Origin of the sequence: Erwinia aphidicola (genome assembly GCF_014773485.1) — a bacterium.
Taxonomy (GTDB): domain Bacteria; phylum Pseudomonadota; class Gammaproteobacteria; order Enterobacterales; family Enterobacteriaceae; genus Erwinia; species Erwinia aphidicola.
The window spans coordinates 39,439-64,267 of sequence record NZ_JACXBP010000005.1; the positions used below are offsets into that span (position 1 = coordinate 39,439).

Here is a 24,829-nt window from a genome sequence, read left to right on the forward strand (position 1 = left end):
TGCGATGTAAAAACCTGTTCGCCGTCATAAGAATAATCTATGACCGCAACTTCAGCCGCCAGTGGCAAACTGAATAAAAAAAAGTGCATGGAGCAATGATGTCCCTTCCCGGTTCTGCCATGGTAGTGCGCGATGCCGCACCTGCCGATATTGACGCTATTACCCGTATCTATGCCTGGCACGTGCTGCACGGCTGCGGCTCGTTTGAAGAGATCCCGCCCGATGCCGCAGAAATGGCCGCCCGGCTGGCTAAGGTGCACTCATTCGCCCTGCCGTGGCTGGTGGCCGAAATCGACGGCGCGGTAGTCGGCTACTGCTATGCCACCCAATATCGCCCGCGCCCCGCCTACCGATTCACCATTGAGGACTCGGTTTATATCGATGCCGAAATGGCGGGACGAGGCGTAGGTACGGCTCTGATGCAGGCGCTGATTGCCCGCTGCCAGTTGGGCAATTATCAGCAGATGCTGGCGATTATCGGCAACGGCGAGCGCAATGCGGGTTCGGTCAGTCTGCATAAAAAAATGGGCTTCGAGATTGTCGGCAACTTCCGTAAAGTCGGCTTTAAGCACGGCGAATGGCGCGATACGTTATTGATGCAGCTGGCGTTATAACGGACTGACCGAAATCGTGTCGAGCAAAAAAGAAGGTCGCCCCCTATAAATTAATCTACCGCGCTGTCATCCGGCGCACGGTTACTCACCATCTGCGAAGCTTTCTGCTTTTTATAGCTCAGCGCCGCCGGCGGCACCGGGGAGATCTTGCCGGTTTCCAGCCAGCTGCGCAGGCGGTTAGCGTCGGCAAAGTGGGTGTATTTACCAAAGGCATCCAGTACCACCAGCGATACCGGGCGCTGATTGATCACCGTGCGCATTGCCAGGCAGTGACCGGCTTCGTTGGTGAAGCCCGTTTTGGTCAGCTGAATATTCCAGTCCGGGCGATACACCAGGTGGTTGGTGTTGCGGAACGGTAGCGTGTAGGTCGGGTTGCGGAAGCTGGCCATATCTTCATGGGTGGTGCTCAGCTGGCCGATCAGCGGATAGCGCTTGGTGGCGATCAGCAGCTTGCTGAGATCGCGCGCCGTCGAGACGTTTTTGATCGACAGGCCGGTCGGTTCAACATAGTGGGTGTTGTTCATCCCCAGCTCCCGCGCTTTGGCATTCATCGCCTTGATAAACGCATCGTAGCCGCCCGGATAGTGGTGCGCCAGGCTGGCCGCCGCCCGGTTTTCAGACGACATCAGCGCCAGCAGCATCATATTTCTGCGGCTGATCTCACTGTTCAGGCGCACGCGGGAATAGATGCCGCGCATCTCCGGCGTGTGGCTGATATCTACCGCCAGCATCTCATCCATCGGCAGATGGGCATCGAGCGTCACCATCACCGTCATTAGCTTGGTAATAGAGGCGATCGGGCGCACCAGATCCGGATGGCTGGAGTAGATCACTTTATTGGTATTCATATCGACAATCATCGCGCTGCCGGAAGCAATTTCTGGCTGAGCGGCAGCGCCAGCCACCGCGGGCTGATGAGTACGGGCAGCAGCCGGCGTGAGGATGCTTTGAGCGGAACACAGCAGAACCAGACTTAACAGCGATAAACGAATTTTTGCAGGCATCGTAGAAACTTAACGGCTGATGATGACAGTGTGGATACCACACGCCGCTGCCCGCACTACAGCGGGGGCTGGCCTGCGCATAATACGCCGGATGTTAAGCATTTTCCTACAGGATATTCGTTTCCGGGCATTACCAAATCACCGCCGGTGGCCCGGCGGTTTTCAGCAACTTACCGCGTTCAGAACAGCTGGTAGCCGTAGCCCCAGATGATCACCGTCAGCGCCAGCAACACTTCAAGTACCAGGATACCGATTGCCAGCGTCGAGCCGGAAAAGCGCAGGCTCTCTTCGCGGTCGATATTCAGGAACAGGGGGATGCCGACGTACAGCAGATAGCCGGTATATACCAGCGCCAGTGCGCCAACCAGCACACAGAGCCAGACCAGCGGATAGAGCGCCACCAGCCCGCTGATAAACAGCGGCGTGGCGACGTATCCGGCGAATACCATGCAGCTGGCCAGCGAAGGCCGCTGTGGATAGTCACGCGCCATCCACCAGATCACCCGCCCCATCACCGCCACACCGGCCAGCATTAAGGCATAGAACAGGATAGCCAGCCCGAACGCGCTGGATAACGACAGGGGAATGGTGCGCTCGACGCCGACATCCCAGCCGATTTGCGTGGTGCCGATAAACGCGCATACCACCGGGATCAGAGCCAAAAGCAGCACGTGATGGGTATAATGGTGAGAAACGGTTTCGTTCTCATTTTTGATGTCGCGCATCTCACGATTCGGATGCGCCAGCAGTCCCCAGACATGGTTCATATCATTACTCCTCTGAACATCGGACCGCCAACTGGCACTGTCCCGGGCGGCATCTCTTCAAGTATACGTGGCCTTGGGTTGTTTATTTTTCAACCGATGCAAATAGCGGGTAAGCACTTCATTTTAGAGTGAAAATAAAGTGTGATTTTGGCAATTTTAACGGCGGATTTACCAGGAACGGTTAGACTTAGCGGCTTGATGTCGAAATGGAGGCCTGAATTACCGATGGATGTGAACGCGTTAATTTCCCAGTATGGCTACTGGGCCCTGTTTATTGGCTGCCTGGCCGAGGGGGAGACATTTACTTTGCTGGGCGGCGTGGCGGCCCATGAAGGGCTGCTGCGTTTTGGCTGGGTGCTACTGGTGGCGATGTGCGGCGGTATCCTCGGGGATACGGCGCTGTTTTTCGTTGGCCGCCGCTACGGTGAGCCGATCCTGAAACGCTTTAAGAAGCACCAGAAACAGATCGATAAGGCCAACCGCCTGATCCGCAAGAGGCCGGTGCTGTTCGTGATTGGCGTGCGCTTCATGTACGGGCTGCGCATTGTCGGCCCGATTATTATCGGGGCCAGCCGCCTCAGCCCACGCAAATTTCTGCTGTTTAATGTGATTGGTGCCGCACTCTGGGCGCTGATTTTCGTTTCGCTCGGCTACCTTGGCGGCCAGGTGATCGCCCCGTGGCTGCATACGCTCGATCATCACCTGAAGCGTATTTTCTGGGTGGTGCTGGCGGTCGTGATTGTCTGGGGTATTCGCATTGCGCTGAAGCGCCGCGATAAGTAACAGCGGGCCGATCGAAAAAAAGATCGGCCCCTACGGAATACCTGTGGGTAGAGAGCGAAAAAAATCGGCGTAGGCCGGGGCGCGCACCTGTTTTAATACCTCAGCCAGCTGTTCCAGCGGCGCATCTGACCAGTCAACCCGCAGATCGATATCGGCATAGCGCCGCTGATGCCAGACTTTAAGCGCGGCAGAGCGAATGCCGCGCTGGTCGCCACCGGCCTGCTGTGCGGCATGCAACGCCGCCAGCACACGGTCGGCCAGCGGTAAGTCGCTAAATTTCTCAAAGGCGTCAAGCATGGCGCCCGTCACCCCGGCGCCGACCAGCATATTGCCAGCTACCGCCACCTGTGTTCCCGCCACGCTGCCAAACCATGGACCGCACTGGCGGCCGCTCCAGTGTGCGCTGCTGCCTGCGTTATCTATAATCAGCACCTGCCGCCGCTGGCACTGGTCATCCTCCTGCAACAGCCGGCGCAGCACCTGTCCGGCATTAAGCCCGCCAGCCAGCAGCTCAAGCCCGCGACTGCCGTACAGCGGATTGGTCAGCGCCTGAGTCGCGATAGCTCCTGTCCCGCTGCGGCCGTGGATCACCAACGCTCCCACCGCCGGACCGCCGGTTGCAGTGGCCGCTGCCAGCTCACCGCTTACGGCATCGCGCGCCACAATCGAAAAGGTCATCGCCCCCCCTTCTGCCAGTCAGATGAAATTTATATGGATAAATTATTGCACTCACCGCTATTTATACGCATAAATAACAGACAGGACAAATTTTGTTCATCCGCGTGTTATCACTGCGGCCTGAACACTCTGCTTAACGAGGACCACCATGTTGAGATCGCTACGCACCGTGCTGCACTCTCTTCCCGTCTGCCTGAGCTTGCTGGCTACCCTGCCTGCGGCTTATGCCGATACGCCGCCTGGCGTACTGGTGATTGGCCAGGTGGCAGAACCGCAATCCCTTGACCCGCAGGTGGCTACCGCCGCGAACGACTCGCGCATTCTGGTGAATATTTACGACGGGCTGGTGCGTAACGCACCCGGTTCGCTGTCGATTGAACCGGCGCTGGCCAGCCGCTGGGAGATCAGCCCCGACGGGCTGAAATACACCTTCCATCTGCGCGACAATGTGAAGTTCCAGGATGGCACCCCGCTGGATGCCGACGCGGTGAAGTTCACCTTCGAACGGATGCTCAACAAGCAGCATCCCTACTATCACACCGGCCCGTTCCCGCTCAGCTTCTTCTTCTCGTCAATCGACCAGATCGCCACGCCGGATGCGCACACGGTGGTGTTTACCCTGAAACAGCCCTTTGCTCCGCTGCTCTCCAATCTCGCCACCCCTGCCGGGCTGATCGTCTCACCGACGGCGGTGAAAAAGTATGACAAAGAGTATGGCCGCCATCCGGTCGGCACCGGCGCCTTCAGTTTTGCCGAGTGGCAGGCCAATCAGCGCGTGGTGCTGACGGCAAATAAAAACTACTGGGACGGCGCGCCACAGCTTGAGGCAGCCGTCTTCCGCCCCATCACCGATGGCAATACCCGCACTGCGGAGATGCTCTCCGGCGGCATTGATGCGATGGTGGAAGTGCCGCCGGATACGGTGAAAACCTTTGCCGGTAACCCGCAGTTCCAGATGTACCAGGCGGTCGGCCCACACGTGTGGTTCCTGCTGCTGAATACGCGCGAGAAGCCGTTCAACGACAAGCGCGTACGCCAGGCGGTGAACTATGCGGTCAACAAGCAGGCGCTGGTCGACAAGGTTTTGCAGGGGTCGGCGCAGGTTGCCGATGGCCCGATCCCGTCTGCCTTTAGCTGGGCCGCGAACAAAGACGTTGGCCCTTACCCTTATGACCCGGACAAGGCGCGGGCGCTGCTGAAAGAAGCGGGAGCAGAGGGCGCAACGCTCAACTTCTACGTCACCGAGGGCGGTTCCGGCATGCTCGACCCCATCCCGATGGCGACCGCAATCCAGGCCGATCTGAAAGCCGTCGGCCTGAAGGTCAATATTCAGACCTGGGAGTGGAATACCTATCTTGCCAAAGTGAACGCCGGGCTGACGCCGCAGACGCAGATGGCGGAGATGGCGTGGATGACTAACGACCCGGATACCCTGCCGTTCCTCACCCTGCGCCGCGATGCGTGGCCGGATAAAGGCGGCTTTAACTCCGGCTACTACAGCAATCCGCAGGTCGATAAGCTGCTGGATGAGGCGCGCACCTCCAGCGATCGGCAAAAGCGTGGCGCGCTCTACCGCCAGGTACAGGCTATCGTCCACGACGATGCACCATGGCTGTTCGTCGCCAACTGGAAGCAGAACGCCGTTACCACGCGCCCGGTGCAGAATTTTGCCCTGCAGCCTAACTTCAATCTGATCCTGCATCGGGTCAGCAAACCATAACGGGGGCGCTATGTGGCGTTATCTCCTGCGGCGGCTGATTGGCGTGATCCCGGTGATCGTTGGCCTGTCGCTGATTGTCTTTTTGATTATGGCGATGATCCCCGGCAACCCGGCGCAGGCGCTGCTGGGCGCTTATGCCACGCCGGAAAATGTCGCGCGCGTCAGCGGCGAGCTGGGGTTGGACAAACCGCTGTGGCAGCAATATTTCATCTGGGTAAATAACCTGCTGCACGGCGATTTTGGCCGCTCCTACGTGCTGAATCGCCCGGTGATTGATGAAGTGCTGGAGCGCTTTGCAGCCACTCTGCTGCTTGGCGGCTGTGCGCTGCTGCTCAGCGTGATCTTCGGCCTGCTGGCCGGAGTCACCTCGGCGGTGCGCCAGTTTGGCTGGGGTGACCGGCTGATCACCCTGCTGGTGCTGGTGGGCATTTCGCTGCCGTCGTTTCTCATCGGGCTGCTGATGATTATGCTGTTTGCCGTCAGCCTGCGCTGGTTTCCGGCTTCCGGCATGTTTGCTATCTACGGCGGTGGCGGCGCAGGCGATCTGCTGCATCACCTGGTCCTGCCAACCGTCACGCTGGCGGTGGTCGCCACCGGGGTGATTGCCCGCCTGACGCGCACCGCGATGCTGGAAGTGCTGCGCCAGGACTATATTCGTACCGCGCGCGCCAAGGGCGTCAGCGAACGCCGGGTAATCTGGCGTCATGCCTTCCGCGTCGCGCTGGTGTCGGTGATCCCTGCTATCGGTATCCAGGCCGGTTTTGTGCTCGGCGGCGCGGTATATATCGAAACCGTGTTTCAGTGGCCGGGGCTGGGAGCGATGCTGGTGAAAGCCGTCTCAACCCGCGATCTGCTGCTGGTGCAGGGCGGCGTGCTGGTGGCCGCCATTGCATATGTGTTGATCAATCTGCTGACCGATATCGTGCAGGCCTGTCTCGACCCGAGGGTAAAATCATGACGGAGACAACTCTGATCCCCCCACGCCGCACCGGCTGGTCGCTGCTACTGCATAACCGGCTGGCCGCCTTTGGCCTGCTGCTGCTGGCTGTCACACTGCTTAGCGCGCTGATCGCCCCGCTGCTACCGCTGCCGGACCCGGATGCTACTGACCTGCTGCAACGCCTCGCGCCACCGCTAACGCCGGGCCATCTGCTCGGCACCGATGCGCTGGGGCGCGATATGCTGTCACGGCTACTGTGGGGCACCCGCGTGTCGGTAGCGGTCGGGCTGTGCGCCACGCTGCTGGCAGCGGTGTGCGGCACGCTAATTGGGCTGATTGCCGGCTATACCGCCGGGCGCACCGATACAATCCTGATGCGCCTGATCGACATGATTATGGCCTTTCCCTATATTCTGCTGGCGCTGGCGATTGTGGCGGTGCTTGGCCCCGGGCTGCTCAACGCGCTGTACGCCATCGCGCTGGTCAACATCCCCTTCTTTGCGCGTAACGTGCGTGGTTTAACGCTTGGCCTGCGCGGGCGCGACTTTATTCAGGCGGCGCAGCTTTCCGGTAAAAATCATCCACAAACTCTGCTGACTGAAGTGCTGCCCAACGTGCTGCCGCTGATTGTGGTCACGCTCTCTACGACCGTGGGCTGGATGATCCTGGAAACCGCCGGACTCTCTTTCCTCGGTCTGGGCACGCAGCCACCGGATGCGGATTTAGGCTCCATGCTCGGCCAGGGGCGCAATCAGCTGTTTATCGCGCCACACGTGGCGCTGGTACCTGGGGTGATGATTTTTGTCCTGGTGATCGCCTTTAACCTGCTGGGTGACGGCATTCGCGACTTGCTCGATCCGCGGTTGAAATCCGGCGCACTGCTGCGATCGCAGGCGATGACCCGCGTACAGCGTGCCGCGGTCCCGCCGCGCAAAGCCCCCGAGGCCCTGCTGGAAGTGGTCGATTTACAGGTCGCCTTTCACCGCGGCAGCCACCCGGTGCCCACCGTGAAAGGCGTTAGCTTCCACCTGCAGGCCGGGGAGTGCCTCGGGCTGATCGGCGAGAGCGGCTCCGGTAAAAGCGTCAGCGCGCTGGCGATAATGGGGCTGGTCTCCTCACCGCCAGCAGTCATTACCGGCGGCAGCATTTGGCTGGGTGATGAGGAGCTGCTGGCGCTTTCCCCGACACACATGCAGCAGCGGCGCGGCGTGCGGGTTTCCTATATTTTCCAGGACCCACTCACCTCACTGCATCCGCAAATGCGCGTTGGGCAGCAGCTGGTGGAAGCTATCCAGTGCCACCAGCCATTGAGCAACAGCGCCGCCCGAGCCAAAGCCATCGCGCTGCTGGAGGACACCGGTATTCAGCAGGCGGCGCAGCGCTTCGATGCCTGGCCGCACCAGCTTTCCGGCGGGCAGCGCCAGCGCGTCGGCATTGCGATTGCGCTGGCGAATGACCCGCAGGTGATCATCGCCGATGAGCCAACCACGGCGCTCGACGTCACGGTACAGGCACGTATTCTGGCGCTGTTGAACGATCTGCGCCATCGGCGCGGCCTGGCCCTGCTGTTTATCACCCATGACTTTGCCGTGGTCAGCGAGATGTGCGATCGCGTGGCGGTGATGCGCCAGGGTGAAATCGTTGAACAGGGACAGGCTACGCACGTGTTGCAGAACCCGCAGCATGCCTACACGCAGCGGCTGATTGCCAGCGTGCCGCAGCGGGGCCAGGGCCGGGCATTCCTGCAACAGATCCGCCAGTATCAGGCGCAGGAGGAAGCATGAGGAATAAAGTGGTCGAAATCCGCCAGCTGACGAAAACGTTCCCCGGCAGCGCAGGCTGGTTTAGCCGCCCGGCGGCGGTTAAGGCAGTGAGAGGCATCAGCCTCGATCTCTGGCAGGGCGAGACGTTGGCGATTGTCGGCGAAAGCGGCAGCGGGAAAAGCACCCTCGCCCGCATGCTGGTCGGGCTGGAGTCCCCTACCTCCGGCAGCCTGAAGATTCAGGGTGAAGAGGCCAGCGTTCTGGCAGCCCGAGGCGTTCAGGCGTTCGGCAAAACCATCCAGTATGTGTTTCAGGACCCGGTAGCCTCGCTCAATCCGCGCAAAACCCTGCGTCAGACGCTGAGCGTACCGCTGCAGAGGCTGTGCGGCTATGGTTCCGCACAGTGTCTGCCGCGCCTGCAGCAGCTGATGGCGGCGGTCAATATGCCGGTGGATGCGCTGAACTGCTACCCCCACGAGTTCTCGGGCGGCCAGGCGCAGCGGCTGGCGATTGCCCGCGCGCTGGCGGCCGAAGCGCAAATTTTGGTGCTGGATGAGCCGGTCAGCGCGCTGGATGTCTCCGTGCAGGCGCAGGTGCTGCTGTTGCTGGACGACCTAAAGCAGCAGTTCGGGCTCTCCTATCTGTTTATCAGCCACGATCTGGCGGTGGTCGAGTCGATTGCTGACCGCGTAGCGGTGATGAATTCTGGTACTATTGTTGAATGTGCCGCCACGGAAAAGCTGTTTCGCGCGCCAGAGCATGACTACAGCCGCCAGCTACTGGCAAGCGCCCCACACATTTGAGTCAACAGGTGATTATGCCCGCAGAAGATTCACGCCCGCCGGAAGCGGTAAAACGGAAACGTACCGATGAGATTGTTGATGCTATCAAGCAGAGCATCGTTGACGATAATTTGCTGCCCGGCGACCGCCTGCCACAGGAAAAAGAGCTCATTGCCCGCTTCTCCGCCGGGAAAAGCACGGTGCGAGAGGCGCTGAAAGCGCTGGAAGCTCAGGGGCTGATCCGCACCCGTACCGGCCCCGGCGGCGGCGCGTTTATCGACAGCATGCCGGAAGCCCGCGCCATGAGCCTGCTGTCGAACTACCTGTTTACCCGCGAGCTTACCATCGAACATATCTATGCCCTGCGTAAAACGCTGGAACCCCAGGTGGCCGTCAGCGCCATTGGACAGATAGATGATGCCGGTTTTGCCCGCCTGCACCAGCTGATCGGCGTGTATGACCATCCTCCCGCCGATGAGCAGGAGCGCTGGGACCAGCGCATGGCCGAGCTGGATTTTCACGGCGTGGTCGCCAGCTACTCCAGCAACCCGCTGCTGGCGTTTTTCTGCCGGTTTTTGCAGCGCCTGCTGAAAGATCTGGCGGTGTGCAAGGACATCTACCAGCAGCCGCAGCCGGTTGATCGCCGCCAGGGAATTGAGTATCAGTACCAGCTGATCGATGCGCTGCGCCGTCAGGATGCCGTGGCGGTAGAGCGGGTGATGGTGGCACATATGGCGCACGCTGCTCAGACGATGCTGGCTTTGCAGGCCACGCTGCAGGAGCGTTTTCTGCACGACGATAGTTAAGCACGCCGTCCAGACAACCATCTGGCCCGCAGGGCTGTGGCATGCCGCGCCCGGCTTTTATGCTACGCATGTGAAAACAGCGGCTATAGTTAAGCGATGAAAAATGTAAAACGACCTATTGAAAACCATGGCGTAATTGGTGATTTACGCACCTGTGCGCTGATCGCCGATGATGGCGCGCTCGACTACTTCTGCTGGCCAAATCTGGACAGCCCTTCGGTATTTACCGCCCTGCTCGACAGCGATGATGCCGGTCTGTTTAGCATCAGCCCCGACTGGCCCGATGCGCGGCGTATGCAGCTCTACCTTCCCGAGAGCAATATTCTGCAAACGCGCTGGCTCGACGACCGTGGCGTGGTGGAAGTCACCGACTATATGCCGATTTGCCAACGGCAGGACAGCCTGCCGCGTATTGTGCGCCGCATTAAAGTGATCCAGGGCAGTGCCACCATTCAGCTCTGCTGCTCCCCGGTTCATGATTATGCCCGGGCGGATACGCAGGCCACCCTCCAGACTGGCTCGGTGACCTTCCACGCTGACGGCCAGCCCACGCTGCGCCTGACCGGCGATGTCGATTTTACCCTGGACGATGCCGCCGCCGTCGCCCGCTTTGAGCTGAAGACCGGCGAGTGCCGCGAGTTTATTTTCGGCGCAGAGGAGGATCAACACCTTGATGATGAGCGCTCTGATAGCTGCTTCGAGGCGACGCTCGCCTACTGGCGCAGCTGGAGCTCGCACAGCAGCTATCGCGGCCGCTGGCGCGAAATGGTGCAGCGCTCGGCGCTGACGCTCAAACTTTTGACCTCCTGGCAGCACGGTTCCATTGCTGCCGCCGCCACCTTTGGCCTGCCGGAAGAGCTGGGGGGCGAACGCAACTGGGACTATCGCGCCTCGTGGATCCGCGATGCCTCTTTCAGCATGTATGCCCTGATGCGCCTGGGGTACGTGGACGAGGCGAAAAACTTTACCCACTGGGTGGCGAAGTGCGTGGAGAACAGCCATCACGATGTGGAGAAGCTGCAGGTGATGTACCGCCTCGACAGCGGCACCGAGCTGCATGAGAGCGAACTGCTCAACCTGTCCGGTTACGCCGGTTCCACCCCGGTGCGCATCGGTAATGATGCCTGGCGCCAGTCGCAGCTCGATATTTACGGCGAGCTGATGGATGCGATTTATCTGGCGAATAAATATGGCGAGGCGATCTCGCAGCGCGGCTGGCAGCACGTCAGCCGCATGATTGACTATGTTGCCGATAACTGGAACCAGCGCGACGCCGGGATCTGGGAGATGCGCGGCGAGCCGCAGCACTTCCTGCATTCACGCCTGATGTGCTGGGTGGCGCTGGATCGCGCGCTGCGCCTCGGTGAAAAACGCTCGCTGTCGATGCCCTACGCGCGCTGGGCGCAGGCGCGGGATGATATCCGTGTCGATATCTGGCAGAACTTCTGGAACAAGGATCAGGGGCACTTTGTTGCCACGCGCGAAGGCGAATTTGTCGATGCCTCAATGCTTTTGATGCCGCTGGTGCGTTTTGTCGGCGCCACCGATCCGGACTGGCTGGCCACGCTGGATAAGATCAAGGAGAAGCTGGTGAGTGATGGGCTGGTGCGGCGCTATAACGTGGAAGAGACGCCGGCGGATGGCCTGCAGGGTGAGGAAGGGGCATTCGCCGCCTGTTCATTCTGGTATGTGGAGTGCCTGGCGCGTGCCGGACGGGTGGAGGAAGCACATTTTGAATTTGAGAAGCTGCTAAGCTACGCCAGCCCGCTCGGATTGTATGCGGAAGAGTTCGACAGTCGCGGCCATGCGTTGGGCAATACCCCGCAGGCGCTGACCCATCTTGCCCTGATTAGCGCCGCCTACTTCCTTGACCGAAAACTCGACGGCAGCGATACCCATTGGCAACCATGAGCCTTCTGCGACGGATTTTACGTCGCAGAATGGTGGCTTTGCAGACAATTAATCGTAAAGATAGTTCAACAGGGTTAAATCCTGGTTTCTTCCTGAGCCGTTATGAACATATAATGTGCAGCCGGTCACAGTTGGCCAGTATTGGGTCGTTTATCAACAGTCTACATGGCGCTACACCTGAAATAATATGAAAAAGAGCATCCGTGCGTTTGTCACCCTGATTCTGGCCGCTGCGGCTTTCAGCCAATCTGCCTTTGCTGTGGTTTACCCTCTTCCGGCCGCTAACAGCCGCCTGACTGGGGAAAACCTCGAAATCACTATCCCGGAAGACAGTAAGCTTCCGCTGGAAGCTTTTGCTGCTCAGTACCAGATGGGTCTGAGCAACATTATGGAAGCTAACCCGGGCGTTGACGTTTACCTGCCAAAAGCGGGCAGCAAGCTGATCATCCCTCAGCAGCTGATCCTGCCGGACGCGCCGCGCGAAGGCATCGTGATCAACAGTGCTGAAATGCGTCTGTACTATTACCCGAAAGGCAGCAAAACCGTTGTCGTGCTGCCTATTGGTATCGGCGAGCTGGGCAAGGATACCCCGATTAACTGGACCACTACCGTTCAGCGTAAAAAGGATGGCCCAACCTGGACTCCGACCAAGAAAATGCATGAAGAGTACAATGCGCGCGGTGAATCACTGCCTGCTGTATTCCCGGCTGGCCCGGACAACCCGATGGGTCTGTACGCGCTGTATATCGGCCGCCTGTACGCGATTCACGGTACCAATGCCAACTTCGGTATCGGCCTGCGCGTAAGCCACGGCTGCGTGCGTCTGCGTGCTGACGATATTAAATGGCTGTTCGACCACGTGCCGGTTGGCACCCGCGTTCAGTTTATCGACCAGCCCATCAAAGCCACGGTCGAGCCGGACGGTTCACGCTATGTGGAAGTCCACAACCCGCTGTCGCAGACCGAAGAGCAGTTCAAATCACGCGAGCCTGTGCCGCTGACTATCCCTGCTTCAGTGACAAAAATTGTTGCCGATGCCAGCGTGAACAGCACCAGCATGGAAGATGCGCTGAAAGCGCGCTCCGGCATGCCGGTAAAAGTGAACGGCGAAGCGACGGTGACTGAGCCTGCGGTAGTGCCAGAGCAGGAAGGCGCACAGCCAATGGAACAGCCAATGACGCCCGTGACCACCGAAGGCGCGAACGTGGCAGATCCTGCTGCTCCAGCCGCGGCGCCAGCTGATGCGGCCGCTCCGGCCGCTGCGGACAACGGCAGTGCTCAGGCACCAGCCGACAGCGCAACGCCTGTTGCCGCCCCGGCGATGCCTGCCCTGACGCAGCCAGGCCCGATCTACAGCCAGCCTAAATCCTGATTTAGCCGCGCAGTAAACAAAGCCCCCCCGCCTCTTGATGGTGCGGGGGCTTTTTTCTATCCCCTTTCCCGCCGCCGAAGTACCAGCCATGCGGCTCCACAGGTGAATATCGTCACCACCAGCACCAGTAAAATAAACCCGTGCGGATTATTCGCCAGCGGCACCCCGCCAACGTTCATGCCAAAAAAGCCTGCCACCAGGTTGATCGGGAGCGCCAGCACGGTAATCAGCGTCAGGGTAAATAAGGTGCGGTTGCTCTGTTCCAGCTGCTGCGCGGCTATCTCCTCCTGCAGCAGGCGAATGCGCTCGGTCAGCCCATTCAGGTCGTTCAGTACTACCGTAAACTCTTCGGTAAACTGGCGCAGATCCTGCACCACGCTGAGGTCAAGCCAGCCCGGCGGGCGGTTGATCAGGCGAAACAGCGCGGCCGGCTCCGGAGCCAACAGGCGTTGAAAACGCAGCAGCGTGCGGCGCAGGCGGCCCAGTTCGCTGCGGTTGCTTTTACTGTGCTGCCCGAGCAGGCGTTCTTCTATCTGATCCACATACTGATTCGACTGGCGCACAATCAGGGCCAGCACATCCTCCTGCTCCGCCAGCAGCTGAGCCAGCAGTTCGGTGGAGGAGCGCAGCCCGAGCGAGGCCAGCTTGCCCTGCAAACGCTCCACCAGCCGCAGGGGCTTATGGCGGGCGCTGACCACCAGCCCATCGCGGCACCAGATCCACAGCGTGGCACTCTCATCGCTGGTTTCGCGCGCGTTAAAGGTCACATCGTTAAGCACCGCCATCAGCGCGTCGTTCTGCCGCTCAATGCGCGTGCTGTGCGAGCCGTGCTGGATCTCATCAAAGAAATCTTCATCGACGTCAAAGTGGTTTTTCAGCCAGCGTGCAGCGGCGGCGTGGTTGAGGTTAACGTGCAGCCACAGAAATTGGCCGTCCGCCGCGCCATCGGTCCAGGCCGCGCACGACTCCTGCACCGTCAGGCTTTGCGGCGCCTGCCCCTCAACAAACCGGTAGCCGTAAATCAGGCCGGAAACGTCATCACTGAAATCGGGTTTTTGCCGCAGAAGCGGCAGGTGTTGCGTCATAGTTTTCCCAGCAGCAAGCCGTTGAAGCGATAGCGCTATCCTGCCGCATGCAGATGACAGTTTTGTTACCCCGCCCCCCCGCCAGGCAAATAACCGTTGCCGGCGTCATTGTTCTGTCACACAACCTGCGTATCACCGGATGTGGTCTACCCTCTGCCCGATTTTTGCAGCGACTCTTTCAATGCAGCCGATGCCAGTGAGGAACTATGAGTGACAATGCCGCCATGCAACAGGGCCAGTCCGCCAGCCCCGTTTACCCGAAGAACAGCCGTCGTTCGGTGATGATTTTTCTGCTGCTGTTGATCCTCGGTATCGCCTTCGCCGGGGTGAATTTGTTTAACGACGTCAGCGATTCCGGCGCCACCTTTACCAGCTACGTGCCATTTTTGCTGCTGGGAATGGCGCTGCTGATTGCCCTCGGATTTGAGTTCGTTAACGGTTTTCACGACACGGCCAACGCCGTTGCAACGGTGATTTATACCCACTCCATGCCGCCGACGCTGGCGGTGGTGTGGTCCGGCTTCTTTAACTTCCTCGGCGTGCTGCTCTCCAGCGGTGTGGTGGCCTTCGGCATCATCTCCCTGCTGCCGGTTGAGCTGATCCTGCAGGCCGGAACCGGCGGCGGCTTCGCCATGGTGTATGCCCTGCTGTTCTCGGCGATTATCTGGAACCTGGGCACCTGGTGGTTTGGCCTGCCCGCCTCGTCCTCACATACGCTGATTGGTTCGATAATCGGCGTTGGCGTGGCGAATGCGCTGATCCACGGTCGCACCGGGACCAGCGGCGTTGACTGGGGCCAGGCGGTGAAAATTGGCTATGCGCTGGTGCTGTCGCCGATTATCGGCTTTGTCTGCGCCGCCGTGCTGCTGCTGCTGATGAAAAAAGTGCTGAAAAACCGCGAGCTGTACAGCGCGCCGGAAGGCAATAAGCCGCCGCCGACCTGGATCCGCGGGCTGCTGATTTTGACCTGTACCGGTGTCTCTTTCGCCCACGGTTCCAATGATGGTCAGAAAGGGATGGGCCTGATCATGCTGATCCTGGTGGGCACCATGCCGATCGCCTACGCGCTGAACCGCTCGATCCCGGCTGAGCATACGCCGCAGGTGGCGGCGCTGGCAGCGGTGACGCAGCAGGAGCTGCGCGCGCTGACGCCGGACCAGGCAGCCAGCACCTCCCCGCGCAATGTGCTGACCGAATATGTGCGCACCGGCACGCTGGTTCCCGCGGTGCTGCCCGCGCTGGCCGATTTAACCGGACGTATCGGCCAGCAGATCCGTCAATACGGCGCGGTCGATAAGATCCCGGCGCAGGCCGTATCCAACACCCGTAACGACATGTATCTGGCCTCTGAAGCGATCAAGCATCTGAAAAGCGATGAGAAGGTGCAGCTTCCGGCGCAGACCCGCCATAACCTCGATGCTTTTAAGGGCGAGCTGGATAACGCCACGCGCTTTATTCCGTGGTGGGTGAAAGTGGTGGTGGCGATCGCGCTGGGTCTCGGCACCATGGTGGGCTGGCGTCGTATTGTGACCACGGTTGGGGAAAAAATTGGCAAGACGCATCTGACCTACGCGCAGGGCGCCAGCGCGGAACTGGTGGCGATGACCACCATCGGCGCAGCCGACATCTTCGGGCTGCCGGTTTCCACCACTCACGTGCTCTCCTCCGGGGTGGCGGGCACCATGGCGGCCAACCGCTCCGGCCTGCAGATGTCGACGCTGCGCAACCTGATGATGGCCTGGGTGCTCACCCTGCCGGTTTCGATTCTACTTTCGGCCACCCTTTACTGGCTGTTTACCCACTTCTGACCAGGAGATAACCTATGACGATGCAAGGCAATGACTTCTCAGCGCAGAACTTTAACCAACGCTTACTGCAGGAGTTTTACGACAGCTACGATGAAGAGCTGGAGATGGAACTGGACGACCTGCGCTTCGGCAGCGATGAGAAAATGGAAGAGGGCGAGAAGGCCTGGCGCAAACAGTATTTCCGCGAGCTGCTGCGCCAGGTGCCGTATGAGGACAGCGAGCTGAAACCCATCGACCTGCCGCCGCGCGAACGTAACGAAGATTACCGCCGCTCGCCGGTGCCGGACGATATGATTGTGCCGGAAGTGTATTAACCCCCGGCGAATCCCTAAAAGGGGGCGGCTACCTGTCGCCCCGCAGAATGAGGCGTACCATAATCATCCCCGCCAGCAAGACCACGCCCGCCGCCGCCAGATAGATGGAATCCACGCCCCAGTGACCGATCAGCAGCCCGGCCACCGGCCCGGTAATGCCCAGCCCGCAGTCAAGGAAGGCCGCGTACAGACCAAGCGCCGAACCCTGGTTTTGCGGCTGCACTTTGCGGATGGCCTCCACCCCCAATGCCGGGAAGATCAGCGAGAAGCCGCTGCCGGTCAGGAAGGCGCCAAGGTCAACCATCCAGATAGAGCTGGCCTGCCAGATGAGCATCAGACCCGCGCACTCCACCGCAAACGACACCAGCGAGACGCGGATGGCGCCATAGCGCGTGATGCTGTTGTTAAACAGCAGGCGCATCAGGATAAAGCCGATGCTGAACAGCGTCAGGGAGAATGCCGCTCCGCTCCAGTCGTGGCTGGCGAAATAGAGGGTGATGAAGGTAGCAATCGTGCCAAAGCCCATGGTCCCGAGGCCAAGGCACAAACCGTACAGCCAGATTTTGCCAAACACGCGGGTGAAGGGAATGCGCTGCCCGACTTCGACCTGCACCGCCGGGCGACGGGTTGCCAGCCAGTAGCCGAAAACCGCCATCAGAATAATTAACCCGGCAAACCCCGGGATGCCAAACAGCGAGTTGAGCATCACGCCGAGCGGTGCCCCCATCGCCATCGCCAGATAGGTCGCGACGCCATTCCAGGAGATCACCCGCCCACTCTGCGTGGTGCCCACCACGTTAATCCCCCAGAGGATCGAACCGGTGGCGGTTAAACTTTCACCAAAGCCCAGCACCACCCGCCCGACCGCCAGCAGCAGCAGGCTGGCCAGCGGCGAGGCATCGACCATCACCGCAAGAAGGGTAAACAGCCCGCTGGCGCCGCAGAAAATCAGCCCGACCAGCACCACTTTTTTCGGCCCGAGCAGGTCAGCATAGCGCCCGGCCTGCGGTCGGCTGACCAGCGTGGCGAAATATTGCAGGCTGATAATCAGCCCGGCGATAAACGAGCTGTAGCCCAGCTGGTTATGCACATAACCGGGCAATACCGCCAGCGGCAGACCAATCGACAGGTAGCAGAAGAAGGTAAAAATCACCACGGAGATAATGCGCTTGTTCAGTTGAGCAGAGGTTAATGCCGGGTTCAGAGACATAAAAAAGCCAGATAAAAATGCGATGTGGGTCACATCATACCCTTAGCTTGCTAACAGATCTCGCGAAGTTTACCGACACGTTATTTCCAGCTATCTGCAATGCGCTGCGCAGGGGTTGCCAAACGGCTGGCGCAATTTGCGCCTAGTCTGGCTGCGTCTATCAACAGGGAGAATGACCATGAGATTCAGTACAAAAGTTGCGATTGTCACCGGGGGAGCCAGCGGTATTGGCGCGGCCACCGTCGCCCGACTGGCCGGGGAAGGCGCCGCCGTGATGGTCGCGGACCTCAACGAAGTTTCCGGCCGCGCCTTTGTTGCCCGCCTGGTGAAAGAGGGCCACAAGGCTGAGTTCTGCAAAATTGATGTGACCGATGCGCGGCAAAATCGTCAGCTGATTGAACAGACCGTGGCGCACTTCGGGCGGCTGGATATTGTCTTTGCCAACGCCGGAATTGCCGCCGATGGCCCGGCGCACCTGCTGACGGTGGAGAAATGGCAGAAAACCATCGATATCAATCTGACCGCCGTATTTCTGATTAATCAGGCAGCGATCGCCTGGTGGCTTGAGCATAAGCAGCCGGGAATTATCGTTAACTGCGGCTCGATTCATAGCTGGGTCGGCAAGCACGGCGTCACCGCCTATGCTGCTTCAAAAGGTGGCGTAAAGCTGCTGACGCAAACGCTGGCTATCGACTATGCCGCGCGCGGTATTCGCGTCAACGCGGTCTGCCCGGGATATATCGATACGCCGCTGCTGTCCAAAGCCAGCGAGGAGGATAAAGACGCGTTGAAAAAATTGCACCCGATTGGCCGTCTCGGCCGCCCGGAGGAGGTCGCAGCGGTGGTGGCCTTCCTCGCCAGCCCCGATGCCTCATTTGTTAACGGCGCGGCGCTGCTGGTAGACGGCGGGTACGTGGCGCAATAGGCGCGGCAGGCCTTGCCGCTACGCTAGCGCGCACCGCAAACGCGCTGAGCTAACCTCAAATCATTCGATTCTGCGCATTAATCACCCGCGCAATATCCGCTGAGGTTGGCTGGGTGCGCACCTGCATAAACAGATCGGTGGCTTCCTCGTACTCTTTACGCAGATAGCCGAGCCACTGCTTAATGCGCGCCATATGATACAGGCCGGTATCGCCCTGCTTCTCCAGCCGCACATATTTTCGCAGCAGCTCAACCACCTGCGGCCACGGCATGCGCGGCTCGTTGTATTTGATCATCCGGCTGAGATTCGGCACGTTGAGCGCGCCGCGCCCGATCATCACCGCATCACAGCCCGTTACCGCCATACAATCCTGCGCGCTCTGCCAGTCCCAGATCTCGCCGTTGGCGATCACCGGAATGCTGAGCCGCTGGCGGATCTCACCGATCGCCGCCCAGTTAATCGCCTCAGCGCGGTAACCGTCCTCTTTAGTACGACCGTGCACCGCCAGTTCAGTGGCGCCGGCCTGCTGCACCGCATCGGCGATTTCGAAGCGCCGCGCGCCGGAATCCCAGCCCAGGCGCACTTTGACCGTGACCGGAAGGTGAGCCGGCACCGCCGCACGCATCGCTTTGGCCCCCTGGTAGATCAGCTCGGGATCTTTTAACAGCGTCGCCCCACCGCCGCTGCCGTTAACCGTTTTCGACGGGCAGCCGCAGTTAAGGTCAACGCCCCATGAGCCCATCTCCACCGCTCTGGCAGCATTTTCCGCCAGCCACTGCGGATGCTGGCCAAGCAGCTGAATACGCACCCGCGTGCCGGATGGCGTGCGGCTGTCATTGTCGAGCTCGGGGCAGAGACGCTGGAAGCACTTCTCCGGCAGCAGAGCATCCACTACGCGCAGAAATTCAGTAATGCAGAGGTCGTAATCGTTGACGTCGGTCAGCAGTTCACGCACCAGCGAATCGAGAACGCCTTCCATCGGGGCAAGTAATACGCGCATGGTAAACCTGTGGAGAGTAGAGAACAGGGGGAAGCGGGCGCCTCCCCCCGATTAATTAGCCGTTGTTACTTGGGGTAGAACGGCGTGGACGGGTTTTGTTGACGCGCGGTGCGCCAGCGTTACCGCCTTCCGGGCGTGCTGCACGGCCTGAACCGTTGCCCTGACGGCGCTCGCCGCCTGCACCCGCGCCATTGCCGCCGCCGTTACCGGCACGGTTGCCGCTGGCGCTACGATCGCCACCGCTGCGCTGGCCGCCCTGAGCACCACGACCGCGTCCACCGCCGCCGCCTGCTCCGCCGCGCTGCTGCTGGCGACCGTTGATGATCGGCTCAGCTTTAATGCTCGGGTCCGGCTCATAGCCTTCAATCGCCATGCGCGGGATTTCACGCTTCAGCACGCGTTCAATGTCGCGCAGCAGCTTCAGTTCGTCCACGCACACCAGCGACAAGGCTTCGCCCACCGCGGCCGCACGGCCGGTACGACCAATGCGGTGCACATAGTCTTCCGGTACGTTTGGCAGCTCGAAGTTCACCACGTGCGGCAGCTCTTCGATATCGATACCGCGCGCGGCGATATCAGTCGCCACCAGCACGCGGATCTTACCTTCTTTAAAGTCGCTCAATGCACGGGTACGCGCGCCCTGGCTCTTGTTGCCGTGGATCGCGGCGGCGGTGATGCCGTCTTTGTTCAGCTGCTCGGCCAGGTGGTTAGCGCCGTGCTTGGTGCGGGTAAATACCAGCACCTGCTGCCAGTTGTCGCGCCCGATCAGGAACGATAACAGCTCGCGCTTACGCTTCTTGTCGACCATATGAACGTGCTGCGTCACCTGCTCGGAAGCGGTGTTGCGGCGCGCCACGGAGACTTCTTCCGGGTTGTGCAGCAGTTTTTCCGCCAGGGTTTTGATCTCGTCAGAGAAAGTGGCGGAGAACAGCAGGTTCTGGCGTTTGGCAGGCAGTTTTGCCAGCACGCGACGGATATCGTGAATGAAGCCCATATCCAGCATGCGGTCGGCTTCATCCAGTACCAGAATTTCTACTTTGGACAGGTCGAGCGCGTTCTGATGCTCAAGGTCCAGCAGACGGCCAGGCGTTGCCACCAGCACGTCAACACCGCTGCGCAGTTTCATCATTTGCGGGTTGATGCTGACGCCGCCGAACACCACCAGCGAGCGCAAGTCGAGGTATTTGCTGTATTCCTGCACGTTTTCGCCCACCTGAGCCGCCAGTTCGCGGGTTGGGGTGAGGATCAGGGCGCGCACCGGGCGGCGGCCTTTCGGATGCGGGTTGTTGTTGCTGAGCAGCTGCAGCAGCGGCAGGGTGAAACCTGCGGTTTTACCGGTACCGGTCTGGGCGCTGGCCATCAGGTCACGTCCAGCCAGCACTACCGGGATTGCCTGGCGCTGAATTGGCGTCGGCTCGTTATAGCCCTGTTCAGTAACAGCGCGCAAAATATCGGCATTAAGGCCGAGAGAATCAAATGACATAAAGTTGACTGACTCCGGATCCGCCCTGACCGCGTAACGGTGTAGTTTCCAGGGGGAGAGTTGACGCCAGGATCATTCCTGACGCTTGAATGAGAGCACAAACCACGGTGCCTAAGGGGCGGATTATAACAGAACCCTACGCTCGACAGGGAGTTATTCTTACGCTTCTTGTCCAAAAATGCGCTACAAGCGGTTACAGCGCGCCAGCGCACATCGCAGCGAAGGGGTCGGTAAGGAGAGGATGGCTGCAGCAGACGGGAAAACAAACGGGCCACCGAAGTGGCCCGTGTGGGATTAACGTGGACGCTGGCGCGGTTGTACCCGCTCTTTAACCAGCAGCGAGACCAGCGCAGGTCCCGCCAGCATCACCACCCCGACTGCGCCAAGCAGCAGGTTGTTATGGATTACCCGTGACAGCACCAGCAGCACCAGCATTGCGGCACCGAAGTAATAGGTGGTGGTCACATCTTCAAGGAAATCGCCAATACGCCGCAGACGCGGCAGACGCTGGGTGAGCAGCATGGCGGCAAACACGCTGGCATACAGCGCCAGTAAAATTGTGCTCACCTGCAACAGTGCCTGATGTTTCCACCCCCACACCAGCGCGGCGATCAGCAGCAGGTGCAGTGCGATATGTACGCAGGTTTGTCCAGTGACAATCTGAATACGATTAGACCATTTCATGCTCTTCTCCTGGCAGACCTTACGTGAAACAGGTCGCCCATGCGGTTACTGACACCGGCCAGTAACGACGTCCTCAGACTAACGTAGTTTTCGGATAATACTGCAAATAAACGCGTTTCCCGCCACACATTTGTGACAAAGACTACACTTTACCCTTCACAAGTTAAGACGAAGAGTGTCATCAGTATGTCACAAAAAACGCAAGGATTTTCATTTAAAGTCCTGACGATTAACACTCACATGGGTTTCAACGCCTTTAACCGGCGTTTTATTCTGCCTGAACTCCGCGATGCGGTGCGGGCAACCGGGGCTGATATTGTGCTGTTACAGGAAGTGATGGGCAGCCACGATCTGCACAAGCTGCGCGTGGATAACTGGCCAGAAACGCCGCATTACGAGTTCCTCGCCGATACCATGTGGCGTGACTTTGCCTATGGCCGTAATGCAGTTTATCCAGAGGGGCACCATGGTAATGCGGTGCTGTCGCGCCTGCCCATCCTCGAGCATCACAACCGCGATATCTCGGTCGCAGGCACGGAAAAGCGCGGTATCCTGCACTGTCGTATTGCGGTGCCGGACAGCGACCTCACTCTGCACGTGCTGTGCGTGCACCTTGGCCTGCGCGAAGCACACCGGCAGGCCCAGCTCAAAATGCTGTGTCAGCTGGTGAATGAACTGCCGCCGGATGCCCCGGTGGTGATCGCCGGAGATTTTAACGACTGGCGCCTGCGCGCGAATGCCATTCTTGAGCGCGGAGCCGGGATGGAAGAGGTCTTCAGCCGCAAAAATGGTCGCCCGGCGCGCACCTTCCCCGCCCGCTTTCCGCTACTGCGCCTTGACCGTATCTACGTCAAAAATGCCGCTGTCAGCCATCCACAAACTATTCCGCTACGCCCATGGTCGCATCTCTCCGACCATGCGCCGCTGGCGGTGGAGATCCACCTATGAACCAGTGGCAGGAAGGTAATCAGATCAGGCTGCTGGAAAATGGCGAGGAATTTTTCCCGCGCGTTTTCGGGGCAATTCAGCGCGCCCAGCACAGCCTGCTGTTGGAAACATTTATCCTGTTTAACGATGATGTCGGCCAGGCCCTGCACGCCGAACTGCTGGCGGCAGCCCAGCGCGGGGTCAAGATTGAGATGATGGTCGACGGCTACGGCTCCCCGGACCTGCCGGACGAATTTGTCCACAGCCTCACCTCGCTCGGCGTGCGCTTTCTGTATTACGATCCGCGCCCGCTGGTCCTTGGCATGCGCACCAACCTGTTTCGCCGCCTGCACCGCAAAATTGTGGTCGCCGATGGCGAGATCGCCTTTGTCGGCGGCATCAACTACTCGGCGGAGCACAACGCCAGCTACGGTCCGGAAGCGAAGCAGGATTATGCGGTGGAGGTTAAAGGGCCCATCGTCGGCGATATTGCCGCTTACGTGCAGCAGCAGATGGGCAGCGAGCAGAAAATCCGTCGCTGGTGGGGACAGCGCTCGCACCGCCCGGCACATAACGCCAGGCCGGGCAACGCGCAGGCGCTGCTGGTGTATCGCGACAATCATGAGCACCGCGATGACATCGAGCAGCACTATATCGATATGCTGAAGAGTGCGCAGCAAGACGTCATTATCGCCAATGCCTACTTCTTCCCCGGCTATCGCCTGCTGCGCGAAATGCGCAACGCGGCGCGGCGCGGCGTGCGCGTGCGGCTGATCGTGCAGGGCAAGCCGGATATGCCGATCGTCAAGGTCGGCGCCGAGCTGCTGTATAACTACCTGGTGGAGGGCGGCGTGGAGGTTTACGAGTACTGCCGCCGCCCGCTGCACGCCAAAATCGCGGTGCAGGATCAACAGTGGTCAACCGTCGGTTCCAGCAATCTCGACCCGCTCAGCCTGTCGCTCAATCTGGAAGCGAATCTGATGATTCACGATCGCGACTTTAACCAGTGCGTGCGTGACAACCTCGAGGGGCTGCTGGCGGCGGACTGCCAGCGCGTGCAGGAGAGCCAGCTGCCGAAACGCAACTGGTGGCAGCTGGGCAAAGGCGTGCTGGTTTTCCATTTTCTGCGTCATTTCCCGGCGATTGCCGGCTGGCTGCCCGCCCACACGCCGAAGCTGGCGCAGGTACCGCCCCCGGCCCAGCCGGAGATGGAAACCCAGGACAGGGTCGAGACCCCCAACGAAGGAGTTAAACCCTGATGGCTAAAGCGCATACTCTCTGGAGCCGGGCGAAGAAGGTTCTGACCTGGCTGTTCTTTATCGCGGTAATCGTATTGCTGGTGGTCTATGCCCGCCAGGTGAACTGGGCCGACGTTTGGGATGTGGTGGTCAACTACAATCGCGTCGCGATCCTGGGGGCCGTGGCGCTGGTGGTGGTCAGCTACCTCACCTACGGCGTGTACGATCTGATTGGCCGCGCCTACTGCGGGCACAAGCTGGCGAAACGCCAGGTGATGCTGGTGTCGTTTATCTGCTACGCCTTTAACCTGACGCTCAGCACCTGGGTCGGCGGCGTGGCGATGCGCTATCGCCTCTACTCGCGGCTCGGCCTTGGCGGCAGCACCATTACGCGCATCTTCTCCCTGAGCATTGCGACTAACTGGCTGGGCTATGTTCTGGTCGCCGGGATTGTGTTCAGCGCAGCGATGGTGCGGGTGCCGGACGGCTGGTTTATTGGTGCCGGAACCCTGCGGGTGATAGGCATCTGCCTGCTGGCGTTTGTCGCGGTTTATCTGGCGCTGTGTGCCTTTTCCAAACGCCGCCGCTGGACCATCAAGGGGCAGAAGCTGGCGCTGCCGTCGCTGCGCATGGCGCTGATCCAGTTCGCGGTTTCCAGCGCTAACTGGCTGGTGATGGGGGCGATTATCTGGCTGCTGCTGATGCAAAAGGTCGATTTCCCGCAGGTGCTGGGGGTGTTGCTCATCAGCAGTATTGCCGGGGTGATTATTCATATTCCCGCCGGGATTGGCGTGCTGGAGGCGGTGTTCCTGGCGCTGCTGCGCGGAGAACCCATCTCACACGGCGCGATTATCGCCGCGCTGCTGGCCTATCGGGTACTCTATTTTATCGCCCCGCTGCTGCTGGCGCTGGTGATGTATCTGTGGCTGGAGGGTCGGGCGAAGACGTTGAGAGCGAAGAATTTAGCGTAAACGAGGGCGACCGAATAAAGGTCGCCCCTTACAGCACGTTGGGG

Annotated in this window: 22 protein-coding genes and 1 pseudogene; 15 read left to right on the forward strand and 8 right to left on the reverse strand. The window is 59.9% G+C overall.

The genetic code is table 11. The features are described from left to right. Positions 1 to 95 precede the first annotated feature (95 nt). Entirely contained in the window at positions 96 to 614 is a 519-nt protein-coding gene (locus tag ID864_RS12975) for a GNAT family N-acetyltransferase (protein ID WP_048916646.1), read from the forward strand. 50 nt (positions 615 to 664) lie between these two features. Here the strand turns inward: ID864_RS12975 and pbpG are convergent, their stop codons facing one another. Together pbpG and ID864_RS12985 are read right to left on the reverse strand one after the other, a co-directional pair. After that, positions 665 to 1,618 carry a D-alanyl-D-alanine endopeptidase gene (pbpG, locus tag ID864_RS12980; RefSeq protein WP_048916647.1) on the reverse strand — a complete coding sequence of 318 codons (954 nt, stop codon included), beginning with the start codon at positions 1,616 to 1,618 and terminating at the stop codon, positions 665 to 667. A 179-nt stretch (positions 1,619 to 1,797) separates the two neighbouring features. Beyond that, positions 1,798 to 2,385 carry a Yip1 family protein gene (locus tag ID864_RS12985; protein WP_048916648.1) on the reverse strand — a complete coding sequence of 196 codons (588 nt, stop codon included), beginning with the start codon at positions 2,383 to 2,385 and terminating at the stop codon, positions 1,798 to 1,800. 225 nt (positions 2,386 to 2,610) lie between these two features. Here ID864_RS12985 and ID864_RS12990 point away from each other — a divergent pair, with 225 nt between their 5' ends. Beyond that, entirely contained in the window at positions 2,611 to 3,168 is a 558-nt protein-coding gene (locus ID864_RS12990; RefSeq protein ID WP_180276728.1) for a DedA family protein, read from the forward strand. A 30-nt stretch (positions 3,169 to 3,198) separates the two neighbouring features. Here ID864_RS12990 and ID864_RS12995 read toward each other — a convergent pair whose 3' ends face one another. After that, positions 3,199 to 3,846 (reverse strand): DUF1028 domain-containing protein, encoded by a 648-nt coding sequence (locus ID864_RS12995; RefSeq protein ID WP_048916650.1) that lies wholly within the window; start codon positions 3,844 to 3,846, stop codon positions 3,199 to 3,201. Between the two features lie 148 nt (positions 3,847 to 3,994). Here ID864_RS12995 and ID864_RS13000 point away from each other — a divergent pair, with 148 nt between their 5' ends. From ID864_RS13000 to ID864_RS13030, 7 genes are all read left to right on the forward strand, one after another. Further along, positions 3,995 to 5,566 carry an ABC transporter substrate-binding protein gene (locus ID864_RS13000; RefSeq protein ID WP_048916651.1) on the forward strand — a complete coding sequence of 524 codons (1,572 nt, stop codon included), beginning with the start codon at positions 3,995 to 3,997 and terminating at the stop codon, positions 5,564 to 5,566. 10 nt (positions 5,567 to 5,576) lie between these two features. Beyond that, positions 5,577 to 6,524: an ABC transporter permease gene (locus ID864_RS13005; protein WP_048916652.1), complete on the forward strand. Its 948-nt coding sequence runs from the start codon at positions 5,577 to 5,579 to the stop codon at positions 6,522 to 6,524. Then, positions 6,521 to 8,290: a dipeptide/oligopeptide/nickel ABC transporter permease/ATP-binding protein gene (locus tag ID864_RS13010; protein ID WP_191149933.1), complete on the forward strand. Its 1,770-nt coding sequence runs from the start codon at positions 6,521 to 6,523 to the stop codon at positions 8,288 to 8,290. Before ID864_RS13005 ends, ID864_RS13010 begins: the two co-directional genes overlap by 4 nt. Further along, entirely contained in the window at positions 8,287 to 9,072 is a 786-nt protein-coding gene (locus ID864_RS13015) for an ATP-binding cassette domain-containing protein (protein WP_048916654.1), read from the forward strand. Before ID864_RS13010 ends, ID864_RS13015 begins: the two co-directional genes overlap by 4 nt. Positions 9,073 to 9,086: 14 nt before the next feature. Continuing rightward, positions 9,087 to 9,857: a FadR/GntR family transcriptional regulator gene (locus ID864_RS13020; RefSeq protein WP_048916655.1), complete on the forward strand. Its 771-nt coding sequence runs from the start codon at positions 9,087 to 9,089 to the stop codon at positions 9,855 to 9,857. Between the two features lie 96 nt (positions 9,858 to 9,953). Further along, on the forward strand, positions 9,954 to 11,768 hold the full coding sequence (locus ID864_RS13025; protein WP_099753730.1) for a glycoside hydrolase family 15 protein: 1,815 nt from the start codon (positions 9,954 to 9,956) through the stop codon (positions 11,766 to 11,768). 187 nt (positions 11,769 to 11,955) lie between these two features. Beyond that, positions 11,956 to 13,140: a L,D-transpeptidase family protein gene (locus tag ID864_RS13030; protein ID WP_048916657.1), complete on the forward strand. Its 1,185-nt coding sequence runs from the start codon at positions 11,956 to 11,958 to the stop codon at positions 13,138 to 13,140. Between the two features lie 56 nt (positions 13,141 to 13,196). On the opposite strand, the gene ID864_RS13035 is transcribed toward ID864_RS13030, so the two are convergent. After that, positions 13,197 to 14,225, reverse strand: coding sequence for a transporter (locus ID864_RS13035; protein WP_099753732.1), 1,029 nt, complete (start codon positions 14,223 to 14,225; stop codon positions 13,197 to 13,199). Between the two features lie 206 nt (positions 14,226 to 14,431). On the opposite strand from ID864_RS13035, the gene ID864_RS13040 reads away from it, so the two are divergent. Together ID864_RS13040 and ID864_RS13045 are read left to right on the forward strand one after the other, a co-directional pair. Further along, positions 14,432 to 16,033 carry an inorganic phosphate transporter gene (locus ID864_RS13040; protein ID WP_048916659.1) on the forward strand — a complete coding sequence of 534 codons (1,602 nt, stop codon included), beginning with the start codon at positions 14,432 to 14,434 and terminating at the stop codon, positions 16,031 to 16,033. A 14-nt stretch (positions 16,034 to 16,047) separates the two neighbouring features. Next, positions 16,048 to 16,230, forward strand: a pseudogene (locus tag ID864_RS13045) (polyphosphate kinase 2); the annotation flags it as partial. 145 nt (positions 16,231 to 16,375) lie between these two features. On the opposite strand, the gene ID864_RS13050 reads toward ID864_RS13045, so the two are convergent. Further along, positions 16,376 to 17,557, reverse strand: a complete 1,182-nt coding sequence (locus ID864_RS13050) for an MFS transporter (RefSeq protein WP_048916661.1) — start codon at positions 17,555 to 17,557, stop codon at positions 16,376 to 16,378. A gap of 178 nt (positions 17,558 to 17,735) precedes the next feature. Here ID864_RS13050 and ID864_RS13055 point away from each other — a divergent pair, with 178 nt between their 5' ends. Next, a complete protein-coding gene (locus ID864_RS13055; protein WP_048916662.1) occupies positions 17,736 to 18,482 on the forward strand; it encodes an SDR family NAD(P)-dependent oxidoreductase in 747 nt (248 codons plus the stop codon). Between the two features lie 55 nt (positions 18,483 to 18,537). Here ID864_RS13055 and dusC read toward each other — a convergent pair whose 3' ends face one another. The 3 genes from dusC to ID864_RS13070 all read right to left on the reverse strand — a co-directional run bounded on the left by dusC (position 18,538) and on the right by ID864_RS13070 (position 21,649). Next, positions 18,538 to 19,482, reverse strand: a complete 945-nt coding sequence (gene dusC, locus ID864_RS13060; protein WP_048916663.1) for a tRNA dihydrouridine(16) synthase DusC — start codon at positions 19,480 to 19,482, stop codon at positions 18,538 to 18,540. A gap of 55 nt (positions 19,483 to 19,537) precedes the next feature. Then, positions 19,538 to 20,965: an ATP-dependent RNA helicase RhlE gene (rhlE, locus tag ID864_RS13065; protein WP_048916664.1), complete on the reverse strand. Its 1,428-nt coding sequence runs from the start codon at positions 20,963 to 20,965 to the stop codon at positions 19,538 to 19,540. Positions 20,966 to 21,259: 294 nt separating this feature from the next. Next, the gene (locus ID864_RS13070; protein ID WP_048916665.1) at positions 21,260 to 21,649 is read right to left on the reverse strand and encodes a YbhQ family protein; all 390 of its coding nucleotides are present in this window, start codon (positions 21,647 to 21,649) and stop codon (positions 21,260 to 21,262) included. A gap of 186 nt (positions 21,650 to 21,835) precedes the next feature. On the opposite strand from ID864_RS13070, the gene ID864_RS13075 reads away from it, so the two are divergent. From ID864_RS13075 to ID864_RS13085, 3 genes are read left to right on the forward strand one after another with little or no spacing between them, the layout of a single operon-like run. Continuing rightward, entirely contained in the window at positions 21,836 to 22,597 is a 762-nt protein-coding gene (locus ID864_RS13075) for an endonuclease/exonuclease/phosphatase family protein (RefSeq protein WP_048916666.1), read from the forward strand. Further along, positions 22,594 to 23,835 (forward strand): cardiolipin synthase ClsB, encoded by a 1,242-nt coding sequence (gene clsB / locus ID864_RS13080; protein WP_048916667.1) that lies wholly within the window; start codon positions 22,594 to 22,596, stop codon positions 23,833 to 23,835. Before ID864_RS13075 ends, clsB begins: the two co-directional genes overlap by 4 nt. Further along, on the forward strand, positions 23,835 to 24,785 hold the full coding sequence (locus ID864_RS13085; protein WP_048916668.1) for a lysylphosphatidylglycerol synthase domain-containing protein: 951 nt from the start codon (positions 23,835 to 23,837) through the stop codon (positions 24,783 to 24,785). The genes clsB and ID864_RS13085 overlap by 1 nt, the downstream gene beginning before the upstream one ends. Positions 24,786 to 24,829 lie beyond the last annotated feature (44 nt).